The organism is Cupriavidus sp. UGS-1, assembly GCF_021213615.1.
Taxonomy (GTDB): Bacteria; Pseudomonadota; Gammaproteobacteria; order Burkholderiales; family Burkholderiaceae; genus Cupriavidus.
In genome coordinates, this window is the sequence record NZ_JAJQJF010000007.1 from 101649 (window position 1) to 123883 (window position 22235).

At 69.4% G+C, this 22235-nt stretch carries 16 protein-coding genes; 4 read left to right on the top strand and 12 right to left on the bottom strand.

Annotated elements, in window-relative coordinates; genetic code table 11:
* Nucleotides 1–66 precede the first annotated feature (66 nt).
* The 5 genes from LRR16_RS11730 to zwf form a co-directional block, all read right to left on the bottom strand.
* The gene (locus LRR16_RS11730) at nucleotides 67–1482 is read right to left on the bottom strand and encodes an ATP-binding protein (RefSeq protein ID WP_232205941.1); all 1416 of its coding nucleotides are present in this window, start codon (nucleotides 1480–1482) and stop codon (nucleotides 67–69) included.
* Nucleotides 1482–2225, bottom strand: a complete 744-nt coding sequence (locus LRR16_RS11735; protein WP_006577934.1) for a response regulator transcription factor — start codon at nucleotides 2223–2225, stop codon at nucleotides 1482–1484. Before LRR16_RS11735 ends, LRR16_RS11730 begins: the two co-directional genes overlap by 1 nt.
* A gap of 43 nt (nucleotides 2226–2268) precedes the next feature.
* Entirely contained in the window at nucleotides 2269–3243 is a 975-nt protein-coding gene (glk, locus tag LRR16_RS11740) for a glucokinase (RefSeq protein ID WP_232205942.1), read from the bottom strand.
* Nucleotides 3244–3309: 66 nt separating this feature from the next.
* Nucleotides 3310–4002: a 6-phosphogluconolactonase gene (gene pgl, locus LRR16_RS11745; RefSeq protein WP_232205943.1), complete on the bottom strand. Its 693-nt coding sequence runs from the start codon at nucleotides 4000–4002 to the stop codon at nucleotides 3310–3312.
* 66 nt (nucleotides 4003–4068) lie between these two features.
* The gene (zwf, locus tag LRR16_RS11750) at nucleotides 4069–5517 is read right to left on the bottom strand and encodes a glucose-6-phosphate dehydrogenase (protein ID WP_232205944.1); all 1449 of its coding nucleotides are present in this window, start codon (nucleotides 5515–5517) and stop codon (nucleotides 4069–4071) included.
* 214 nt (nucleotides 5518–5731) lie between these two features.
* Between zwf and edd the strand changes: the two genes are divergently transcribed.
* Entirely contained in the window at nucleotides 5732–7555 is a 1824-nt protein-coding gene (gene edd / locus LRR16_RS11755; protein WP_232205945.1) for a phosphogluconate dehydratase, read from the top strand.
* Between the two features lie 111 nt (nucleotides 7556–7666).
* Here the strand turns inward: edd and LRR16_RS11760 are convergent, their stop codons facing one another.
* The 5 genes from LRR16_RS11760 to LRR16_RS11780 form a co-directional block, all read right to left on the bottom strand.
* Nucleotides 7667–8593, bottom strand: coding sequence for a mechanosensitive ion channel family protein (locus LRR16_RS11760; protein WP_023264483.1), 927 nt, complete (start codon nucleotides 8591–8593; stop codon nucleotides 7667–7669).
* A 37-nt stretch (nucleotides 8594–8630) separates the two neighbouring features.
* On the bottom strand, nucleotides 8631–9833 hold the full coding sequence (locus LRR16_RS11765) for an osmoprotectant NAGGN system M42 family peptidase (protein ID WP_006577928.1): 1203 nt from the start codon (nucleotides 9831–9833) through the stop codon (nucleotides 8631–8633).
* Between the two features lie 37 nt (nucleotides 9834–9870).
* A complete protein-coding gene (gene ngg / locus LRR16_RS11770) occupies nucleotides 9871–11694 on the bottom strand; it encodes an N-acetylglutaminylglutamine synthetase (protein WP_232205946.1) in 1824 nt (607 codons plus the stop codon).
* A gap of 134 nt (nucleotides 11695–11828) precedes the next feature.
* Entirely contained in the window at nucleotides 11829–13610 is a 1782-nt protein-coding gene (locus tag LRR16_RS11775; RefSeq protein ID WP_232205947.1) for an N-acetylglutaminylglutamine amidotransferase, read from the bottom strand.
* Between the two features lie 302 nt (nucleotides 13611–13912).
* Nucleotides 13913–15175, bottom strand: a complete 1263-nt coding sequence (locus LRR16_RS11780; RefSeq protein WP_064576783.1) for an MFS transporter — start codon at nucleotides 15173–15175, stop codon at nucleotides 13913–13915.
* Nucleotides 15176–15567: 392 nt separating this feature from the next.
* On the opposite strand from LRR16_RS11780, the gene LRR16_RS11785 reads away from it, so the two are divergent.
* Entirely contained in the window at nucleotides 15568–17748 is a 2181-nt protein-coding gene (locus LRR16_RS11785) for a TonB-dependent siderophore receptor (protein ID WP_232205948.1), read from the top strand.
* A 108-nt stretch (nucleotides 17749–17856) separates the two neighbouring features.
* On the opposite strand, the gene LRR16_RS11790 is transcribed toward LRR16_RS11785, so the two are convergent.
* Both LRR16_RS11790 and LRR16_RS11795 read right to left on the bottom strand, forming a co-directional pair.
* Entirely contained in the window at nucleotides 17857–19431 is a 1575-nt protein-coding gene (locus tag LRR16_RS11790; protein ID WP_006577923.1) for a peptide chain release factor 3, read from the bottom strand.
* Nucleotides 19432–19599: 168 nt separating this feature from the next.
* Nucleotides 19600–20571, bottom strand: coding sequence for a YihY/virulence factor BrkB family protein (locus tag LRR16_RS11795; protein ID WP_232206066.1), 972 nt, complete (start codon nucleotides 20569–20571; stop codon nucleotides 19600–19602).
* A gap of 226 nt (nucleotides 20572–20797) precedes the next feature.
* Here LRR16_RS11795 and LRR16_RS11800 point away from each other — a divergent pair, with 226 nt between their 5' ends.
* Nucleotides 20798–20980, top strand: coding sequence for a hypothetical protein (locus tag LRR16_RS11800; protein ID WP_006576720.1), 183 nt, complete (start codon nucleotides 20798–20800; stop codon nucleotides 20978–20980).
* A gap of 861 nt (nucleotides 20981–21841) precedes the next feature.
* A complete protein-coding gene (locus LRR16_RS11805; RefSeq protein WP_232205950.1) occupies nucleotides 21842–22195 on the top strand; it encodes a hypothetical protein in 354 nt (117 codons plus the stop codon).
* Nucleotides 22196–22235: the final 40 nt, after the last annotated feature.

Sequence of the window (22235 nt, forward strand, 5' to 3'; positions counted from 1 at the left end):
TCAAGCGAGTACGCAGAAACGGGTACGCTTTTCGACAAGAACGTGGCGGCGCGTGAAGGCAGCGGCCTAATCGCGGCCCGTGCCTGACGCGTTGGCGGCCTCGGGAAACACCACCCGCACGCGCAGCCCCGGCTCGTTATCCTCGAGCGACAGCGTGGCGCGATGCACCTGGGCGATCTCGTCGACGATGGCCAGGCCCAGGCCGCTGCCGCCGCTCGGCGCATCGGGCAAGCGATAGAAGCGGTCCAGCACGCGGGCGCGCTGTTCGGGCGGGATGCCGGGACCGTTGTCGGCGACGATCAGCGCGACCCGGCCCGCGTCGCCGCGCTGCACGCGCACGTCGACCTTGCCGCCGGCCGGCACATAACGCAGCGCGTTGTCGATCAGATTGGTCAGCAGGATGCGCAGCGCGTCGGCATCGCCCTGCACGGTCAGCCCGGCCGCGTCTCCAGCGCCAGCATCGCCAGCCTGGCGACCATTGCCACCATCGTCGCCGTCGCCGCTGGCGTCGAGCCCCAGGTCGATATTCCGGTCCAGCGCGGCCTGCGTCATCTCGCCGACCACGGCCGCGGCCAGTTCGCGCAAGGCGACCGGCTGCTGGCCCGCGACGGCCGCGCCCGGCTCGTGACGCGCCAGCGTCAATAACTGCGTCACCAGATGCGTCAGCCGCTCGAGGCCGTCGCGCAGATTGCCCACTGCCTCGCGGCGCGCCGGCTCGCTGTCGGCGCGTTCGACCAGCTGCGCCTGCAGCTGCAGCGCCGTCAGCGGCGTGCGCAGCGCGTGCGCGGCATCGGCGATGAACGCGCGCTGCGTGTCGATCGCGTCGGAGAGCCGCGCCAGCAGCAGGTTCAGCGCCTCGGTCAGCGGCGCGATCTCGGCCGGCATCTCGGCGACCGCCAGCGGCGACAGCGCGTTGGCATCGCGTTTGCCGACCTGCCGCGCGATCTCGCGCACCGGCCGCAGCCCGCGGCCGACCGCGAGCCAGACCATCCAGCCGAGCAGCGGCAGCAGCAACAGCAGCGGCGCGACCGTGCGCAGCGCCATCCGTGCCGCCACTTCGCGGCGCGCGCTCATCGGCTGCGCGATCTGCACCACCGCCGGCCCAAGCTGCACGCTGTAAATGCGGAACTCGCCGTCGTCGGTGCGGACGTTGGAGAAACCCAGCTCGGCGCGCGGCGGCAGCGACGGCCGCGAGTGCGACAGATAGAGGCTGCGGCCGGTACCGTCCCAGATATGGATCACCACATCCTCGTCGGAGCGAAACAGATTGTCGGTGCCGGGCGGCAGCGGCGGCGACAGCGACGGCAGCGCCGGGCCGCTGAACTGGCTCGGCAGCGCAAGCGCGACCTGGCGCATCTGGTAGTCGAACAGCGCGTTGGCCTCCTGCCGCGCCTGGCCGTAGATCAGCGCGGTGGCGGCGGCGATGCCGGCCAGCAGGCCGAGGGCGAGCCACCACAGCAGGGTCCGCTGGATCGATCGCATCAGCGCACGCCCCCTGCCGCGGGATCGGCGCCACCTGGCTCGGCGCTCTCCTCGAGCTTCGGACAGACATAACCGACGCCGCGGATATTGCGGATCAAACCCTGGCCGAACTTCTTGCGCAGCGCGTGGATATAGACCTCGACCGTATTGCTGCCGACCTCGTCGTCCCAGCCGTACAACTTCTCCTGCAGCTGCGGCACCGACCAGACCTTGCCGGGCCGGGCCAGCAACGCCGCCAGCAGCGCGTATTCGCGCGCCGACAGATGGACCGGCTCGCCGGCCAGCGTGACTTCGCGCGTGGCCGGATTGAGCACGATCGCGCCATAGCGGACCAGCGGCTCGGCCCGGCCCTGCGCGCGTCGCGAGAGCGCATGGATGCGCGCCACCAGCTCCTGCAGGTCGAACGGCTTGACCAGATAGTCGTCCGCACCGGCGTTCAGGCCGGCGACCCGATCGGCGACCGCATCGCGCGCGGTCAGGATCAGCACCGGCGTGGCGACGCCGCGCGCGCGCATGCCGGCCAGCACGTCGAGTCCCGAACGGCGCGGCAGGCCGAGATCGAGCAGCACCAGATCGTGCTGCCCTTCGGCGGCGCCGCCGGCGGCGATGCCGGGCGGCTGCGTGGCGGCCGACAGGCCGGCCTCGCCATCGCGCACCCAGTCCACCGCGAAGCCTTCCTGCCGCAGCGCGAGCCGCACGGAATCGCCGATCATCGTGTCGTCTTCGATCAGCAGCACGCGCATCGCTTCGCTCCGTTGGTTCGCAATCCGCAAGGCCCGCGGCGGCTCATCGCCGATCGACCGCTTCGGCCAGCGCGTGTGCCAGCCCCGGCAGCGCGGGAAACTGCGCGGTGATCACCTGCACCGGCACCGGTTCCAGAAACGCGCGCATGCGTCCCTTGTCGATGAAGCGCGCATTGAAGCTCGACGCCGCCAGCGCCTCAACGAAGCGCGGCACGATGCCGCCGCCGATATAGACACCACCGCGCGCGCCAAGGATCAGCGTCACATCGGCCGCGACCGAACCGAGCAGGCCGCAGAACACGGCCAGCGCACGCTGGCATAGCGCGTCGCCGCGCTGCAGGGCACCCTCGGTGACCTCCGCCGCGGTCAGCGGCACGCGCACGGGCGTACCCGTTTCTGCGGCGAGCGCGGCATGCGTGTGCGACAGCCCCATGCCCGACAGCAGCCGTTCGGCCGACACGCGGCCGTGGTCACGATGCGCGGCATGCCAGGCGATCCACTCGTCGTCGGTGGCCGGCATCAGTTCGATATGCCCGCCCTCTCCGGCCAGCGCCACCGGCGCGGCACCGTGGCGGCCGGGGATCAGCCCCGACACGCCGAGCCCGGTGCCGGGGCCGATCAAGGCCAGCGGCGAGCCGGCGGCGGGCGTGCCGGCGCGCACCGGCGCCAGTTCGCTGGGCCGCAGATACGGCAGCGCCAGTGCCAGCGCGGTGAAGTCGTTCAGCGCCAGCAGCGTCTCCAGGCCCAGCGCCTGGCGCACCGCCTCGATCGAGAAGGCCCAGGCATGGTTGGTCAGCTTGACGCGATCGCCAGTGACCGGATTGGCGAGACCGATCGCCGCGTGGCGGGGTTGCGGGCCGGATAGCTGCGACAGGTATTGCCGCATCGCCGCCTCCAGCGACGGATAGTCGGCGACCTTCAGCGCGGTGACCGGTCCGATCGCATCGGGCGCGGTCTGCAGGGCGAAGCGGACATTGGTGCCGCCGACATCGGCGAGCAGGCGTGGGTAGGTAGTCATCGCAAGGCGGGAAACATCGGGCAAAATTCGGGCGCTCGTGGCAACGCGCGCACTGCAGCGAATACGTCAGGCGGAGAACACGTCGAAGCCATGACGATGCCGGCTGGCCACAAGTCCCACCGGCAACGCAGGCCCCGGCTCCTGCAGCGCGCGTTCGAATACGGCGGCCTTGGTCGCCCTGGCAAATGCCAGGAAGACGCGCTCGGTCGCCAGCAACGCGGCCAGGTTCAGCGTCACGCGCGCATGCGGCGCGCTGGCCGGGCGCGTCACCACATAGCAAGGCGTATCGCCATTGAGCGCTTCGCCGAGCTCCGGCGCATCGGCGAACAGCGAGGCGGTATGGCCGTCCTCGCCCATGCCGAGCACCGCCACGTCGGGCTGGCGAAACGCGGCATTGAGTGCGCCATTGAGGCGCACCACCGCCCGCGCGGGCTCGGACGCCTCGAGCGCATCGGCGATCAGTGGCACGAAGCTGGCCGCGGCGGCGGCATCGCGCAGCAGGTGTTCCTGCACCAGCCGCGCATTGCTGTCCTCGTGCCCGGGCGGCACCGCGCGCTCGTCGACCAGCGTGATCGTGACCGCGTCCCAGCGCACCGGCCGATAGCGCAGCCGCTCGAACATCGGCACCGGCGAACGCCCCCCCGAGACGGCAAGCACCGCGTGTCCGCGGTCCTGAATGGCAAGGTCGAGCGCGTGGCTGATGGAGGCAGCCAGCGCTTCGGCCTGGTCCAGCGGCGAAGGATGTTCGAAGCGGCGCATGGCGATTTCCCGGATGTGGATTCGTTGCAGCGGACCGGCGGGGCGAACCGGTGGGTAGGCGGAACGTCAGACCTCCTCGTGCCACAGCGCGCCGTCGCGCGACAGCAGCGCGGACGAGGCCGCCGGCCCCCAGGTGCCCGCGGTATAGGGCTTGGGCGGCAGCGAGCTCTCCGCCCAGGTGTCGATGATCGGCTCGACCCAGCGCCATGCCTGCACCTGTTCGTCGCGGCGCACGAACAGGCCCAGCCGTCCGCGTATCACGTCGAGCAGCAGGCGTTCGTAGGCGCCCGCGCGGCGCACCTTGAACGAGTTGGCGAAGTCCAGGTCCAGCGAGGTCGGCGTCAGCGCGACCGTGTCGCCCGGTTGCTTGACCAGGAAGTACAGGCGGATGCTTTCCTCGGGCTGCAGGCGGATCACCAGCCGGTTCTGCGGCGACAGCGTCAGCGGGCGCGGAAAGATCGCATGCGGCACGTCGCGGAAGTGGATCACGATCTCGGCCACGCGCGACTGCATCCGCTTGCCGGTGCGCAGGTAGAACGGCACGCCGGCCCAGCGCCAGTTGGCGATCTCGGCCTTGATCGCGACGAAGGTCTCGGTGCGGCTGTCCGGCGCGATGCCAGGCTCCTCGAGATAGCCCGGCACCGGCTTGCCGGCGATCGCGCCGGCGCGGTATTGGCCGCGCACGGTCTTCTCGGCGACTTCCTGCGGCGTGATCGGCCGGAGCGCCTTCAGGATCTTGATCTTCTCGTCGCGCACCGCGTCTTCGGTCAGGCTGGTGGGCGGCTCCATCGCGACCATGCACAGCAGCTGCAGCAGGTGGTTCTGCACCATGTCGCGCAGCGCGCCGGTCTGGTCGTAGAAGTCGCCGCGGCCTTCGACACCGAGCTCCTCGGCGATCGTGATCTGCACGTCCTGCACCCACTCGCGCCGCCACAGCGGCTCGAACAGCGCGTTGCCGAAGCGGATCGCCATCAGGTTCTGCACCGACTCCTTGCCCAGGTAGTGGTCGATCCGGTAGATCTGCTCCTCGGCGAAGTAACGGGCCACTGCCGCGTTGATCGCCTCGTTCGAATCCAGGTCGTGGCCCAGCGGTTTTTCCAGCACCACGCGCACGTTGGATTGGTTCAGGCCGGTGCGGCCGAACTGCTCGCAGATCGGCACGAACAGATGCGGCGCGGTGGCCAGATAGCAGACCACGACCTCGGGCTGGCGGGACAGCACCTTGCGCGCCAGCGCATCGAAATGCTCGGGTTGGCGGGCGTCGGCCTGCACGTAGCACAGCCGCGCGACGAAACTGGCCCAGTCGCCCGGCGGCGCATGCTCGAGCCCCGGCCGCATGCCCTGCTCGAGCGTGGCGACATACTCCTCGGTGGTGGAAGGATGGCTGCCCGTGGCCAGGATGCGCGCCGCGGGATGCAACAATCCGGCGCGATGCGCGTCGAACAAGGCCGGCAGCAGTTTGCGCCTGGCCAGGTCACCGGTGCCGCCAACCAGCACCATGTCGAAATCGGGCATGCTCACCCTGACCTCCTTGTCGCTTGATAGAGACCCCGAAGCGCGGCCGTTGCGGCCAGTTTACGTGAGTCGCGGGCGCTTTGCGAGCCACGCGGCAGCCAGCGGCAAGGGGTCGCGGCGCGGCAGGCATGCTCCATGCAAGCCTCGATGACATGCGCTAGGCTGAACTGCGACATCACCTGCGACATCCAAGAATCCCGCTGGAGAGAGCCCCATGCCCCATCCCGTACTCGAACAAGTGACGGCCCGCATCGTGGCCCGCAGCGCGCCGACGCGCCAGGCCTACCTGTCCCGCACGCAAGCCATGGCCGGCAGCAAGGTGCAACGCGCGCAGCTGTCGTGCACGAACCTGGCCCACGGCTTCGCCTCGATGCCCGAGCCCGCCAAGATCCGCCTGAAGGCCGAGGAACGGCCCAACGTGGCGATCGTTTCCTCGTACAACGACATGCTTTCGGCGCACCAACCGCTCGGAGAGTTCCCCGCCTGGCTCAAGGAGACCGCGCTGGAGGCGGGCGCCACCGCGCAGTTCGCCGGCGGCGTGCCGGCGATGTGCGACGGCGTGACACAGGGCCAGGACGGCATGGAGCTGTCGCTGTTCTCGCGCGACGTGATTGCGCAGGCCACCGCGGTCGCGCTGTCGCACCAGATGTTCGATGCCGCGCTGTATCTGGGCATCTGCGACAAGATCGTGCCCGGGCTGGTGATGGGGGCGCTGTCGTTCGGCCATCTGCCCGCGGTGTTCGTGCCGGGCGGGCCGATGCCCACCGGCATCCCCAACGAGGAAAAGGCGCGCATCCGCCAGCTGTACGCACAGGGCAAGATCGGCCGCGAGGAGCTGCTGGAGGCCGAAAGCCGGTCCTACCATTCGCCCGGCACCTGCACCTTCTACGGCACCGCCAATTCGAACCAGATGCTGATGGAGATCATGGGGCTGCATCTGCCCGGCACCGCCTTCATCAACCCGTACACGCCGCTGCGCGAGGCGCTGACGCGCGAGGCCGCGCGGCATGTGCTGCGGCTGGTGCACCAGGGCGAGCGCTATACGCCGATCGCACAGGTGCTCGACGAGCGCGCGTTCGTCAACGGCATCGTCGGCCTGCTGGCCACCGGCGGCTCGACCAACCACACGCTGCATCTGATCGCGATGGCGCGCGTGGCCGGCATCATGCTGACCTGGGACGATTTCGACGAGCTGTCGGCGGTGGTGCCGCTGCTGGCGCGCGTCTATCCGAACGGCCAGGCCGACGTCAACGGCTTCCAGGCCGCAGGAGGCCTGGCGCTGGTGATCCGCGGCCTGCTGGCGCGCGAGCTGCTGCACAACGATGTCACCACCGTCGTCGGTCAGGGCCTGGAGGACTACACGCGCGAACCGGCGCTGCGCGACGGCAAGCTGGTCTGGCTCGACGGGCCGACCGAATCGCTGGACACGTCGGTGGTGCGCGGCGCGGGCGAACCCTTCGCGCCCGACGGCGGCATCAAGGTGCTGGACGGCAACCTGGGACGCGCGGTGATCAAGACCTCGGCGGTCAAGGCCGAGCATCAGGTGGTACAGGCGCCGGCGCGCGTGTTCCATCATCAGGACGACATGCTGGCCGCCTTCAAGCGCGGCGAGCTGGAGCGCGATTTCGTCGCGGTGCTGCCGTACCAGGGGCCGGCGGCCTGCGGCATGCCGGAGCTGCACAAGCTGACGCCGACGCTGACGGTGCTGCAGGACCGCGGCTTTCACGTGGCGCTGGTCACCGACGGCCGCATGTCGGGCGCGTCGGGCAAGGTGCCGGCCGCGATCCACGTCTGCCCCGAGGCGCTGAAGGGCGGCGCGATCGGCAAGGTCCGCGACGGCGACATGATCCGCGTCGATGCGCCGGCCGGCATCCTGACCGCGCTGGTGCCGCAGGCCGAGTGGGAGGCCCGCACGATCGAGCGGCCCGACCTGAGCCGCCATCGCCATGGCGTCGGCCGGGACCTGTTCGGTACGTTCCGCCGCAATGTCAGCACGGCCGAGGAAGGCGCCTGCACGCTGTTCGCGGACGAAGGCTGATCCACATGCGTTGTCGTCCCCGCGCAGGCGGGGACCCAGTGGCTGGTCCAAGACGCTGGATTCCCGCTTTCGCGGGAACGACAACCCGGCAGCCCGTTTTCCGCTTTCGCGCTAGGCGCGCCGCGGCGTACCGATGGTCGAGGGCGGCGACGAAGCCGGCGAAGCATGCGCCGTATGGTGTAGCACCAGCGCCGTCGACTCGCCATTGCCCGGCACACGCAGCTCCTGCACCGGCACCGCGATGTCGATGCCGACTGCCTGCAGCTCGCGCTTGACGCGCTCGTAGAAGGCGAAGCGCAGGTTCCAGTAGTTGTCGTTCGAGGTCCAGCAGCGCAGGTTCAGCGTCACGCCCTCGCTGGTGAAGTTGACCACCATCGCCTCGGCCGCCGGCACCTCGAGCACGCGCTCGTCGTCGGCCAGCATATGGCGCAGCACCCGCAACGCGGTCTGCACGTCGGCGCCGAACGGCACCGTGACCTCGATATCGAGCCGGCGCGTCGGATTCTCGCTGTAGTTGGTGATCGCGCTGCCCCAGATCTTGTTGTTCGGCACGCGCAGGCAGACGCCATCGAAGGTCGTCAGCTCCGTCATGAACAGTCCGGTCTCGCGCACGGTGCCGGCAATGCCTTGGGCGTCGATGTACTGGCCAACGCGAAACGGCCGCAGCAGCACCAGCATGATGCCCGCGGCAATATTCTGCAGCGTGCCCTGCAGCGCCAGGCCGATCGCCAGGCCCGCGGCGCCGAGCATCGCGATGATGCTGGCGGTCTGCACGCCGAACTGCGACAGCACCAGGATCACGGTGACGACACGCACCACCCACTGCGTGACGCTGCCCAGCATCGGCCGCAGCGTCGCGTCGACATGGGGGCGGTCGAAGGCGTGCAGCACCGCGTTGCGCGCGCGGCCGCTAAGCCACCAGCCGACCAGCAGGATGGCGAGCGCGGCCAGCACGTTCAGGCCCTGGTGCACCGCCAGCTGCAGCAGATAGGCCCAGGTGGCCTGCAGCTTGTCGGCGTCGATGAAATTCAGATCCATAAGGTTCATTCCGGAAGGGATGTCATCAAGCGCGGCATCAGGACGCGCTGTCGCGGCGCGTATGCACCAGTTCGCCGGCATCGGGCAGCGGTGTCTCGCTGCGCGTCAGCTGGCGCGGATCGAGCTGATGGGAGAAGCCGGCCACCGAGCCCATGCGGCGCTGGCGGTCCTCCGGCAGCGTCGGCCCGCTCTGGATATAGACGGTCAGCAGCTCGGCCAGATTGACCAGCACGTCCAGATGGGTCCGCTCGTAGCCATGCGAGGCATCGGCACCGAAGCACAGCAGCGCGGTGCGCACGTCGTGGCCGGCGCTGACCGCCGCGCCGGCGTCCGAATGGTAGAAGCGGAACACGTCGCGATGGCTGGGGATGCCATGCTCGTCGCACAGCCGCAGCAGGCGCCGCGTCAGGTGATAGTCGTGCGGGCCGGCCGAATCCATCAGCGGAATCGTCACGCCCTCCTCGCGCGCGCCCTGCCCCGGCGCGACCGGACCGATGTCGATGCCGATCACCTCGCTGACATCGTCCTCGATCACCGCGGTCGCGCCGGAGCCCACTTCCTCGGTCAGCGTGAACACCGCATGGCAGTCCATCGGCACCGAGGCGCCGCTCTCGCGCACCGCCTTCAGCGCGGCCAGCACCGCGGCGACGCCGGCCTTGTTGTCCAGATGCCGCGAGACGACATAGCCGTTGTCGAGAATCTCGGGGTTGGCGTCGAAGGCGACGAAGTCGCCGACCTGGATGCCGAGCGTGCGCAGCTGCTCCGGCGTCGCCGCCGGCTCGTCGAGCCGCAGTTCGAGCTGGTCCCAGTTGACCGGTTGCGTGTCCACCGCCTCGTTGTAGACGTGGCCCGAGGCCAGCAGCGGCAGCACCGAGCCGCGATGCCGGCCATGCTCGGTAAACAGCGTCACGCGACCGCCTTCGGCCCAGCGGCTGGACCAGGTGCCGATCGGCGCCAGCGCCAGCCGGCCGTTGGGCTTGAGCTCGCGCACCATCGCGCCGAGCGTGTCCAGGTGCGCGACGATCGCGCAGTCGGGCCCCATGCCGCTGTTGGCGCGATTGCCGCGCAGCGTCGCGCGGATCGTGCCGCGCCGGGTCAGCTGGTAGGGGATGTCGAGACCGTCCAGCACGTTGGCGGTGTAGTGCACGATCTCGTCGGTCAGCCCGGCCGGGCTCGGGATCGCGAGCAGCTCGAGCAGCGCGGTCTTCAGGTACAGCCGGTCGATCTTCAGTTTCTGCATGGATAACGATGCCGGGTGCGGCGCGCCCGGCAAGAATTCAGGATGTAAAGGGGAAGAGCAGATCGACGAAGCGCTCGGCGGTCGGCTGCGGCTCGTGATTGGCCAGGCCCGGCCGCTCGTTCGCTTCGATGATCACGTACTCGGGCTGGTCGGCGGCCGGCACCAGGAAATCCAGGCCGACCACCGGGATGCGCAGCGCCCGCGCCGCGGTCTGCGCGGCCTCGCGCAGCACCGGATGCAGCTGGGCGGTGACGTCGTGCAGCGTGCCGCCGGTATGCAGATTCGCCGTCTTGCGCACCGGCACGCGCTCCCCGGCGGCCGGCACCGATTGCAGCGTCAGCCCCTGCGCCGCGAGGCAGCGTTCGGTCTCGGCATCGAGCGGAATGCGGCTCTCGCCGCCCGTGGCCGCGCTGCGCCGCGCGCTGTGGCGCTCGATCAGCGTCTTCAGGTCGGCCTGCCCATCGCCGACCACCTCGGCCGGCTTGCGGATCGCGGCCGCGACGACCTCGTAGCCGATCACCACGATGCGCAGGTCCTGGCCCGGGCAGAACGATTCGAGCAGCACGGTGCCGCCCTCGGCGTGCGCGGTCTCGATCGCGCTGCGCAAATGCTCCTCGGTGCGGACGTCGACGCTGATGCCGCGGCCCTGTTCGCCGAAAGCCGGCTTGACCACCACCGAGCCGTGCTCGGCGAGAAACGCCAGGTTCTCGGCATCGGTGCCGATCTGGCGCTGCGCGGGCACCTTCAGGCCAACCTGCTCCAGCCGCTTGCGCGTCAGCGCCTTGTCCTGGCACCAGGTCATCGCCACCGCGCCGGTCAGCTCGGACAGCGACTCGCGGCACAGGATCTCGCGGCCGCCGTAGCGCAGGCTGAAGATGCCGGCATCGGCATCGATGATCTCGACGCCGATGCCGCGCCGGCGCGCTTCCTTGACGATCAGCGCGGCATACGGATTGAGGTTGTCGCATTCGCTCGAGCCGGCGAACAGCGGCTCGTTGATCGCGTTCTTGTGCTTGACGACGAAGCCGTCGACCTGCACGAAGCCGAGCTTGTGGTACAGCCCGATCGCATGCTGGTTGTCGTGCAGCACCGACAGGTCCAGGTGCTTGCGTCCGCGCGCGGCGAACAGCGCGATCAGCTCGCGCACCAGCGCCTGGCCGACGCCGGCCAGATGCGTCTGCGGATCGACCACCAGGCACCACAGGCTGCTGCCGCCGCGCTCGTCGCCGAAGGCCAGCAGATGGTCGACGCCCATCGCCGAACCGATGATGTCGCCGGTCGATTCGTCCTCGGCGATCAGGTAGACCACCGCGTCGTGGTCGCGCTGGCGCCAGACCGTGGCGGGATCGAGCGGCACCATATGTCGCGAGGCGTAGAGGCGGTTGATCGCGGCGATATCGGCTCGGGTCGACAGGCGGCGGATCGTCACGCCCGCGGCGCCGGTCGCTACCGCGGCATCCCCGTCCTCCAGCGTGCGGCGGAACAGCAGCGACGGATCGAGGAACAGCGTCTGCGGCGCCTCGGCCAGCAGCAGCTGCGGCGCTTCGACATAGAGCGCGATATCGCGGCGGCCCGGCGCTTCCTGCTGCAGCTCGGCGGCCAGCCGCGCCGGCGATTCGAACGACGGCGCGAACATCAGCCGGCCCCAGCCGCAGTCGAGCATCGCGTTCGGGCGGGCGGACACCGGCGCCGGTGCCGGGCTTGGCTGCATGGCGGGATCCTGCTGCACCGGCGCGCCGCCCGCGTCGTGCATCACGGCACGGGGCGCCTGCCCCGCGGCATCGACGGGTGCGCCGAGATGGAGGGAGTCGGCCAGCATCGCCGGCTTGTTGGGACGGACTTCCGCATTGACGGTCGACATTCGATCTTTCTCCTCGTTGTTGTCCGCGTTCTGGCTTCTGTCGTTGCCGACAAGGGACTGCGGCCGCGCGCGGCGGCCGTTGGCTTCATCGTCGGGTTGGGGGGCTGCCGGTTTGTCGCCAGTCATGGCCGGCCTCACAGGCCATGCGACTGCATCCACCCCTCGAGCAGCGCTACCTGCCACAGCTTCGAGCCCTTCAGCGGGGTGATGTGGGCGTCAGGGTCCGCCAGCATCGACTCGACCACGCCGGGCCGGTACAGGCCGCGCTGGCGCGCCGCATCGCTGTCGACCAGACCGCGCACGTAGTCGAGGAAGGGGCCGCGCAGGTACTTCAGCGCCGGCACCGGGAAATAGCCCTTCGGGCGGTCGATCACCTCGGCGGGAATCACCTGGCGCGCGGCTTCCTTCAGCACGTGCTTGCCGCCGGCGGCGATCTTGTGGCGCGCCGGCATGCGCGCGGCCAGCTCCACCAGACGGTGGTCGAGGAAGGGCACGCGGGCCTCCAGCGCATGGGCCATCGTCATGTTGTCGACGCGCTTGACCGGGTCCTCGACCAGCATCACGGTGGTATCGAGCCGCAGCGCGCGGTCGATCGCGCTGTCGGCACCCGGCATCGCGAAATGCGCCGCCAGGAAGCGGCCGCTCGGATCGTCGGCCAGCCATTGCGGCGACAGCAGCTCGGCCATCTCGGATGGCGTGCGGTCGAAGAACACCTTGCGATAGGCCGCGACGCCGCCGTCGGCATCGGTGTTGGCGGCCAGCGGCGGATACCAGTGGTAGCCGCCGAACACCTCGTCGGCGCCCTGCCCGCTCTGCACCACGCGGCTGTGGCGCGCGACCGCGGCCGACAGCAGATAGAAGGCCACGCAGTCGTGGCTGACCATCGGCTCGCTCATCGCGTGGATCGCATCGGGCAGCGCCTCCAGCAGATCGGCCGCCGGGATCATCATCTTCTCGTGGCGCGTGCCGAAATGCCGCGCCACCAGGTCGGAATAGTGGAACTCGTCGCCGGCCTCGCCGCCGGCCGCCTCGAAGCCGATCGCATAGGTGCGCAGGTCGGGCGTACCCGTTTCTGCGAGCAGGCCGGTGATCAGGCTGGAGTCGACGCCGCCCGACAGCAGCACGCCGACCGGCACATCGGCGACGGTGCGCAGGCGCACTGCGTCGCGCAGCGCGGCCAGCGTCATGTCGCGCCATTCCTCGAAGGAGCGCGCCTCGTCGGCGGCGTCGTGCACGAACTCGAGCCGCCACCAGGTCCGCGTTTCGGTGCGGCCGTCCGCGTGCACCGTCATGTGCGTGGCGGGCGGCAGCTTGCGCACGCCCTGCACGATCGTATGCGGGGCCGGCACCACGGCATGCAGCGTCAGATAGTGATGCAGCGCGACCGGGTCGAGCGCGGTATCGATGTCGCCGCCAGCCAAGAGCGCCAGCAACGTCGAGGCGAAGCGCAGGCGCCGCGCGTCCTGGCTGTAGTACAGCGGCTTGATGCCCAGGCGGTCGCGCACCAGGTGCGTGATGCCGGTGTCGCGCTCCCACAGCGCGAACGCGAACATGCCGGCCAGGCGATCGAGTGCCGCGGGGCCCCAGGCATGCCACGCCTTGATGATGACCTCGGTGTCGCCGGTCGACGAGAAGGTATAGCCGCGCGCGCTCAGTTCCTCGCGCAGCGCGTGGTGGTTGTAGATCGCGCCGTTGAAGACGATGCCCATCCCCAGCGCGTTGTCGATGAAGGGCTGATGCGCGCGCTCGGACAGATCCATGATGCGCAGGCGCCGATGGCCGAAGGCGCGCCGGCCAAGGCCGAACAGCCCTTCGCCGTCAGGGCCGCGCGCGGCCTGCACCCGCGCCATGTCGGCCACGGCGTGAAGGTCCGCCATTTGTTGATCGAAACGTATTTCTCCTGCGATACCGCACATCGATGGTCTGCTCCCTTGCCCGCAGGCGCGCGGGACACCCTTGCTTATCGCACGGGGCGATTTCGGGGTCTGCCCGCGCTCATCCGACGCAATGTCGGATTTCGCCTACAGATAATCGAAATTGACAATATTTTCGGGACAGATCGATGGAGAAATGGTTTCCCTGAATATTCGGCGGGGAACCGGGCGGACGGGCGCCAGCCCTTGCTGGGCAAGGCCTGCAGCGGTTTGAAAAAATATTGGGAGTAGTGGCGCCGACGCCGCTTGCGCCGGGCCGGCGCCACGCAGAAACGGGTACGCCCTCAGGCCGGGCCTGGCGTGTCGTGCAGGCGATCGCGGCTCGCCAATGCCGGAAACAGACGCATCCACACCGCCACGACCACCAGCGTGCCGATGCCGCCAAGCAGCACGGCGCCGACCGGGCCGAGCCAGGCCGCGGTCACGCCGGACTCGAATTCGCCGAGCTGGTTCGAGGCGCCGATGAAGACCGAATTGACCGCACCGACGCGGCCGCGCATATCGTCGGGCGTATCGAGCTGGACCAGCGTCGAGCGCACCACCACGCTGATCATGTCGGAGGCGCCCAGCACCACCAGCGCCAGCATCGACAACGGCAGCAGCGTCGACAGCCCGAAGCAGATCGTCGCCAGGCCGAACAGCGCCACCGCGCCGAACATCACGCGGCCCACCTTGCGCTCGAGCGGATGGCGGGCCAGCCAGATCGCCGTGGCCAGCGCGCCGATCGCCGGCGACGAGCGCAGCAGGCCCAACCCCCATGGACCGGTGTGCAGGATGTCGCGCGCATAGATCGGCAGCAGCGCGGTGGCGCCGCCCAGCAGCACCGCGAACAGGTCGAGCGAAATCGCGCCTAGCAGCACCGGCCGGCTGCGGATATAGGCAAACCCGGCGAACAGCGTGCTGATGCTGACCGGTGCCGTCAGCCGCTGCGGCCGCTGGCGCAGCCGCAGCAGCGTGATCAGCGTCGCGGCCGCCAGGAACAGCAGCGCGCCGATGCCGTAGACCACGCCGGGACCCGCCACATAGGCGAAGCCGCCGAGCGCCGGGCCGACGATGATCGCCGTTTGCGTCGCCGAGCTCGACAGCGCCACCGCCCGCGGCAGCTGGCGCGGCGTCACCACGCTGGGCAGCAGCGCCTGCAGCGTCGGCGTTTCGAACGCGCGGGTCGCGCCCAGCAGCGCGACGAAGATGAAGATGTGCTCGTGCCGAACCCAGCCGGCCAGACTGGCCGCCGCCATGCCGATGGCGATCGCAGCTTCGGTCAGCTGGCAGATCCGGACGATCTGGCGGCGGTCGAAGCGGTCGGCCACGTGGCCCGACATCAGCAGCAGCACCACCGACGGCAGGAATTGCACCAGGCCGACCAGGCCCAGCATCAGCGCATCGCCGGTCAGGTCGTACATCTGCCAGCCGACGGCCACCGTCAGGATCTGGTAGCCGATCGTGGTGCACAGACGCGCGCACCAGAACATGCGGAAACCGGGGTCGCGAAAGACCGAATCCGGATCGGAAGCGGCCGGGGTCGTGCTGGCAGGGGTGGAAGGCATGGCGGGAGAGAGAAGCGGCGCCGCCTTGTGCGGTGACGGCTGCCGGGACAGCGGGAGGCCGGTGTGAGGCGCCCATGGGTCGCCATGGCTCGCTACGCCGGCAAGCCGCAATTCTAGCGGAGCGCCGCCATGCGCGCTCGACGCTACATGAGTCCCTTCCGGCGGCGCGGTGTTGGGCCGGTGTTGGGCCGGTGTTGGCGGTGTTGGCCTCCTGCAACGTCGACCATGACGGCGAGGCAGGTTTCGGGCGCTTGAGAATGCTTCGCATTTATAATCCGCCGCTTCTCGGGTGACGCCGACGCCGTGATGCCGCTCATCCGGTCACGTGTCGGTCATCGCGCGCCGTCTCGCGAACCCGATGCCGCTTTCCCGCCTTTCTTCAGGATCCGATCTTGCAAGCCGCCTTCCGCCTGACCGCCGCAGCCGCCGGCGTCGCCCTGCTGTGCCTGTCGTCCCCGGCCCGTGCCGCCGAGCCTGTCGTAACCGCCCAGGCGTCGCCGCAAACCCAGGCGCAAGCCGCCACCGCGGTGGCCGACGCCGACAAGACGCTGAGCACGGTGACAGTGGTCGGCAACTGGCTCGACCAGCCCAACGAAACCAAGGTGCTGGAGCATCCCGGCGCGCGCTCGATCGCCGACCGGCGCACCATCGAGGAAAGCGGCGCGACCAATGTGCGCGAGGTGCTGCGCCGCATGCCGGGCGTGCAGGTGCAGGACAGCAATGGCACCGGCGGCAGCGACATCTCGCTGAACGTCGGCGTGCGCGGTCTCGCCTCGCGGCTGTCGCCGCGCTCGACCGTGCTGCTCGACGGCATTCCGCTGGCGGTCGCGCCCTACGGCCAGCCTCAGCTGTCGATGGCGCCGCTGTCGATGGGCAATATCGACACCATCGACGTGGTGCGCGGCGCCGGTTCCGTGCGCTATGGCCCGCAGAACGTCGGCGGCATCATCAACTTCGTGACCCGGCCGATTCCGCAAACGTTCGCCGCGCAGGCGTCGGTGGAAACCGAGATCGCGACGCACGGCGGCAATGTGAAGACCATGCCGAGCGTCTTCATCGGCGGCACCAACGACAACGGCCTGGGCGGTGCGCTGATGTATTCGGGCGTGCACGGCGACGGCTATCGCCGCGGCAACGACCGCGTCGACGTCGACGACCTGATGCTCAAGGGTTCGTACCGGATCTCCAGCACGGACCAGATCACTGCCAGCTACCACTATTACGAGGCGCTGGCCGACATGCCGGGCGGGCTGACGGCCGCCCAATACGCCGCCGATCCGTTCCAGTCGGTACGGCCCTACGACACCTTCGCCGGCCGCCGCAACGACGTCTCGCTGAAGTACTCGCACCAGGACAACAACCGCAAGTTCGAGGTGCTGACGTACTACACCGACAGCTTCCGCGGCAGCCAGATCGAGAGCGAGAGCGCCGGCCGCCGCCGGCTGGGATCGTTCCCGCGGCACTACCACACCTTCGCCGTCGAGCCGCGCTATTCGCAGCTGTTCCGCGGCGCCAACGTCAGCCACGAGGTCAGCGTCGGCTACCGTTACCTGCGCGAGTCGAGCGACGAGCAGGCATCGCGCACGGCGTTCTACACGCCCGGCACCGTCGATCCGACCACGATCGCCTCGCCGATGTACCAATGGCGCAGCGGCGGCACCACCGCCAACGCGGTCTACATCGACGACACCATCAACGTCGGCAACTGGACCATCACGCCGGGCCTGCGCTATGAAATGATCCGCTCCAACGTGACCGACCATTTCACGCAGCGCCGCACCGACATCAAGTCGGACGAGCCGCTGCCGTCGCTGGCCGTGATGTACCACGTCAGCGACAACTGGAAGCTGTTCGGCAATGCCGGCGTGTCGTTCGGCCCGCTGCAGTACTTCCAGATCGCGCAGACCACCAATGGCCTGGCCCCGGAAAAGGCCAAGACCTACGAGCTGGGCACGCACTTCAACGCCAACGGCTGGGGCGGCGAGCTGACGCTGTTCAACATCGACTTCGACGACGAGCTGCAGCTGCGCGGCGGCACGATGGGCAGCCCGGACGCCTGGACCAATCTCGGCGCGACGCGCCACCGCGGCGTCGAGAGCTCGCTGCGCTACGACTTCGGCACGCTGTCGAAGACGCTGGCCGGGCTGTCGGCGTACGCCGGCTACACCTATACCGAGGCGACCTACAACCACGGCACCTTCGCCGGCCGCGACCTGCCGTTCTACTCGCGCCATGTGGCGACCGCCGGCGTGCGCTACAGCCGCAACCGCTGGACGCTGAACGTCGATGGCTTCGCGCAATCGCGCCAGCATTCGCCGGGCGATCCGACCGATGGCACGCCGTACCAGACTGAAGAGAGCGCCAACGGCGCGCTCGGCGACATCCCCGGCTACGCGCTGGTGCACATGCGCCTGGGCTACGACTTCGGCAAGTCGATGTCGAACCTGAAGCTGGCGGTCGGCGTCAAGAACTTGTTCGATCGCCGCTATTTCACGCGCTCGACCGACAACAACCTGGGCAAGTACGTCGGCATGCCGCGCACGTTCTACGTGCAGGCGACGCTGGCGTTCTGAGCGGCGGGTTGGAAGCGCGGTTGAATGCTTGCCCGCGGCACGATGGGTGTCCGCGGGCAGGACGGTGAGTCCCCGCATGCGCGGGGACGACGATGAGGCGCGAGCCGCCTAGACGATCTCGCGCGTTTCCATGAACTGCAGGTTCGGGAAGCGCTCCTGGGTCAGCCGCAGGTTGACCATGCTCGGGGCCAGATAGACGTGGTCGCCGGCGCCGTCCAGCGCGACGTTGTGGCCGGCCTTCTCGATCAGCTTCTCGATCTCGGCCGGGTCGCCCTTGAGCCAGCGCGCGGTCGCGCACTCGTGCGATTCGAAGATCGCGTCGACGCCGTACTCGTGCTCGAGCCGGTGCGCCACCACGTCGAACTGCAGGATGCCGACCGCGCCGAGCACCAGTTCGTTCGAGGCGATCGGGCGGAACATCTGCGTCGCGCCCTCCTCGGCCAGCTGCTGCAGGCCCTTCTGCAGCTGCTTGACCTTCAACGGGTTGTTCAGCCGCGCACGGCGGAAGAATTCCGGCGCGAACGACGGAATGCCGGTGAACTTCAGCGGCTCGCCTTCGGTGAAGACATCGCCCAGCCGGATCGTGCCGTGGTTCGGCACCCCGATGATGTCGCCGGCGTAGGCCTCCTCGGTGGTGTTGCGATCCTGCGCCATGAAGGTGATCGCGTTGTTGATGGCCACCGTCTTGCCCGCCGACACGTGCAGCAGCTTCATGCCGCGCGTGAAGCGGCCGGAGCAGACCCGCACGAAGGCAATGCGGTCGCGGTGGCGCGGGTCCATGTTCGCCTGGATCTTGAACACGAAGCCGCTGAACTTCGCTTCCTCCGGCTGCACCGTGCGGCTGTCGGTCGCGCGCGGCTGCGGCGCCGGCGACAGGTCGCACAGCGCGTCGAGCAGCGACTGCACGCCGAAGTTGTTGATCGCCGAGCCGAAATAGACCGGGGTCTGCTTGCCGGCCAGGAAGGCGGCCTTGTCGAAGGCGTGCGAGGCGCCGCGCACCAGCTCGATTTCGACGCGCAGTTCATCGGCCTGCGAACCGAGCACGCGATCGAGTTCCGGATTGTCCAGCCCGTCCAGGATCGCGGCGGTGCCCTTGTCGCCGTGCGGATCGAACAGCTGCACCTTGTCGTCGATCAGGTGATAGACGCCGCGGAACGACTTGCCCATGCCGATCGGCCAGGTCATCGGCGCGCACTGGATCTTCAGCACGTCCTCGATCTCGTCGAGCAGTTCGATCGGCGAGCGCCCTTCGCGGTCCAGCTTGTTGATGAAGGTCAGGATCGGCGTGTCGCGCAGCCGGCAGACGTTCAGCAGCTTGATCGTCTGCGCCTCGACGCCATTGACCGAGTCGATCACCATCACGGCCGAGTCGACCGCGGTCAGCGTGCGATAGGTATCTTCCGAGAAGTCCTCGTGGCCCGGGGTGTCGAGCAGGTTGACGATGTGCTCGCGGTAGGGGAACTGCATCACCGACGACGTCACCGAGATGCCGCGCTGCTTTTCCAGCTCCATCCAGTCGGAGGTCGCGTGGCGGTCGGCCTTGCGCGCGCGCACCTCGCCGGCGACCTGGATCGCGCCGCCGAACCACAGCAGCTTTTCCGTCAGCGTGGTCTTGCCGGCGTCGGGGTGGGAAATGATGGCAAAGGTGCGACGACGCGCAATTTCGGATACGAGCGAGCTCACGGTAGGACGTTCGGATGGCTGCGGATGGATCGGGACCCGGGGGGCACGGCGGGCGCGGCAGAAGCGCGATGGCCGAGCCGATCGCGCCGCGCCTGGTGTCGCGGTCCGCGCCGGCCGGCTTGGGATCGGCTGTCGCGGCGGGGCGCCCGAGGGGAATGGGCCGTTATTCTACCGGTTCCCGGCGCCGACCGGTTCCGGCGCCTCGCCGCGGCGCTGCCGCTCGCGCAGGCTGCCGAATTGCAGCGCGTACTGATGGGTCAGTTCGGCGCCGAAGAAAAAGATCTGGGCCGAGTAGTACACCCACAGCATCAGCGCCACCACCGACCCGGCGGCCCCATACGAGGACGCCACCGCGCTGTTGCCCAGGTAGATGCCGATCAGGCGCTTGCCGACCGAGAACAGCACCGCGGTGATGATCGCGCCCATCGCCACGTCGCGCCAGGTCACGCGCACGCGCGGCAGCATCTTGAACACCACGGCGAACAGCACGCTGACCACGACGAACGAGAAGCCGCTGGAGATCGTCGTGGCCACCGGCGCCAGCCACGACTCGAACCACATGCCGTCCCAGAAGCGCTGCACCACGGCAATCGCGGCATTGACGACCAGCGAGATCAGCAGCATCAGCGCCAGTACCAACACCAGTCCGAACGACAGCAGCCGCGTGCGCACCAGCGCGCGCCAGCCGCTGGCCGGCGTGGCGTCGGCCTCCCAGATGTCGTCCAGGCTCGCCTTGAGTTCGGCAAAGGCGCTGGTCGCGCCGACGATCAGGATGCCGGTGGCAATCAGCGCGGCCATGCCGCTGCCGCCGGCGCGATGCGTGGCCGCCAGGATCTGCTGGATCGCCGCCGCGCCCTGGGTTCCAAGCAGACCCTCCAGCTGCTCGAAGATCTCGCCGCGCGCCGCTTCGGCGCCGAAGAACTGCCCCGCGATCGAGATCACCAGCACCAGGATCGGCGCCAGCGAGAACAGCATGTAGAACGACAGCGCGGCGCCCTTGCTGGCGGCGCGGTGCGCGAACCACGACTGCACGGCCGCGGACACCACCATGGCGGTGCGGCGCAGCGTATGACGGTCGGGCAGCATGCGGGCCACGCCGTGCCGGCGGCCGTTGCGGTCCTCGGGATCGGGTTGGAACATCGGCAAGACGGCGCTCCCTGGCTTGGTCGGTGGGCTGAAGTCCGGATGGGCTGGGGTCCTGCCACCGCCGCCGCGGCGGGGCAGCGTTCAGGATACCGCGCCTTGCGGCTGTGCCCAAGCCGGCATCGGCGCAAGGGCCGGCGTGGCCAACTGCTAGAGTAAATGCGGACAGCGCGCCGATCCGTCGCGCACCGCCTTTCGTCCCCCCTTTCCATCAGGAGGTACCGTGATCCGTTTTCCGACCGCATCGTTGCGCACCGTCCGGCTCGGCACGCTGACGCTGGGCATCGCCGCCATGCTGGCGAGCGCCGGTTGCGACCGTAGCCAGCCCGGGCCCAAGCCGATTTCGGGCGACACGCCCGCCGCGGACACCGCGCCATCGACCAATCCGCCGGCCCGCAAGGAGTGACGCGCGAGCGCAGCCGCGGAGCGTACCCGTTTCTGCGGACGTACCGTGGCCGGGCACGGATCCCTCCGTCTGTGCGATCCGTGCGTGTCCGGATGCCTTGCATGCGCCCCTGCGCAGCGGATCCGCATGCCCGCGTCCGGCCCGCGCGCCGTTAAGCCGCTGCAACCTGCGGGCCCGGTGGGAGGAAGCGCCGCCGAATCGCGCCACTTCCGCCGTTTTGGCGAACGCATCCGGCCGCTCCTCGCCCTTGCTTCATCCAAACTTCCTCCGTAGGACGGATGTCCGGGCCGGTGCCGTTGTGCCGGCCGGCCGCGAGCCACCGTGCCGCCGATGGCGGCAGGCCCGGGACGGAAACACGGCAAGGGCCGACGCCGCCACCCGGGTTTCAGCGCCGCAACAGAATCGGACCGGCGCACAGCGGTGGACTTTCCGCGCTGGCGCGATATCCCGCCAATCCGAGCCTGGGCAAGGGCCGGCGCCGCTTGGCATGCTTGTCGCAACAGCCCCCCGGAAGAGCCAGGATCCACGCTTCAGCCACGGGAGAGCGCCCCACCATGCGTCACCCTCCAGCACGCATGACGGCACGACGCCGCGCCCAACGTCCGGCGCGAGCCGCGCCGTCGGTACTGCAACTGCTGTCGCCCCCGCTATTGCCTGCGCCGCGGTTGCCACATCGGGCGACATCGTCGTTCTGCCTGGAGTCCAACCGCGTCCCGCCGATCGCGGCCTTCCGCAGCCGGACGCGACGCTAGCTGTCCTCCCGTGGGTCGTCGGCGGCCTGATGCCGTCAGCCGGTCGCCTGTCCATGCGCCGCTGCGCGCGGGCGGCTCGTCCGGTATCCGAGCAGGGAGGAGAGAGACAATGGAAACGAAGCTTTGCGCATTGGCCGCGATGGCCACCTTCTGTACCGGCGCGGCGGCCGGCAGCTTCAGCCATCTGGACCGGTCCGACGATGCCGAGATCCATAGCCATACGGCACTGAGCAACGATATCTACGTCAGGGGCTTCGGCTTGTCATTGGGCGTGCTTGGCGGCAGCGCGGAGGACGGCGAGCCGCGCGGGCAGTGGTCCGCGGTGGATGACGACGGCAAGACGCGGCAGGTGGGTCGCCTGCCGTTCGATCTGCTGGCGGCGTCGGGCGACGCGGCCGGCTACGGCGGCGGTCTTGGCTCCGGATGCTGGAAGCCTGCGTCGTCATTGGCGCCGCGGCGCTGATCGCCTCACCATGAAAAAGGGCCGACGCATCGTCGGCCCC